The organism is Martelella sp. UBA3392 (assembly GCF_002358775.1).
GTDB classification, from domain to species: domain Bacteria; phylum Pseudomonadota; class Alphaproteobacteria; order Rhizobiales; family Rhizobiaceae; genus Martelella; species Martelella mediterranea.
On sequence record NZ_DEPM01000262.1, the window covers coordinates 27,586 to 28,225 of the forward strand.

1 protein-coding gene is annotated in these 640 nt (G+C 67.8%); it reads right to left on the bottom strand.

The genetic code is table 11. The annotated features are described in order from the left end of the window. Positions 1-46 precede the first annotated feature (46 nt). Positions 47-640, bottom strand: a 594-nt coding sequence (locus B4E36_RS20505; protein WP_345900756.1) for an ABC transporter ATP-binding protein, incomplete at its 5' end; no start/stop codon positions are given.

Genomic DNA, 640 nt, shown 5'->3' on the forward strand with positions numbered 1-640 from the left:
GAGAAGATTGGGGGCTATGCGGCAAGGTTCGTTACGATTCGCCCGTCTAAACCCCGAGATAGCGGTCGGTCAGATCCGGCGTCAACGCGTCGATGCCGCCCTGCCAGACCGTTTCGCCGCGCTCGATGATCACCGCGCTGTCGGCGACGGAGACGATTTCCTTCAGCGACTTGTCGACCAGCAGGATCGAAAGCCCCTCCGCCTTCAGGGCCCTGACGCCGGCCCAGATTTCCTGGCGCACCACCGGGGCGAGGCCCTCGGTGGCCTCGTCGAGGATCAGAAGGCGCGGATTGGTCATCAGCGCGCGCCCGATCGCCAGCATCTGCTGCTCGCCGCCCGAAAGCGTGGCCGAGGTCTGGCGCATGCGCTCCTTCAGCCGCGGGAACAGGGCCTGGACCCGTTCGATATCCCACGGGCCGGGACGGGCGGCGACTACCAGATTTTCGGCAACCGTGAGCGGCGCGAAGCAGCGCCGCCCCTCCGGCACAAGGCCGACGCCGAGCTGGGCGACCTTCGGCGCGGAGACGCCCTTGAGGTCGCGCCCGGCAAAGCTCAGGCGGCCGCCCGAATGGAGCAGCAACCGGCTGATGCAGCGGATCGTCGTGGTTTTGCCCATGCCGTTGCGCCCCATTAGCGCCAC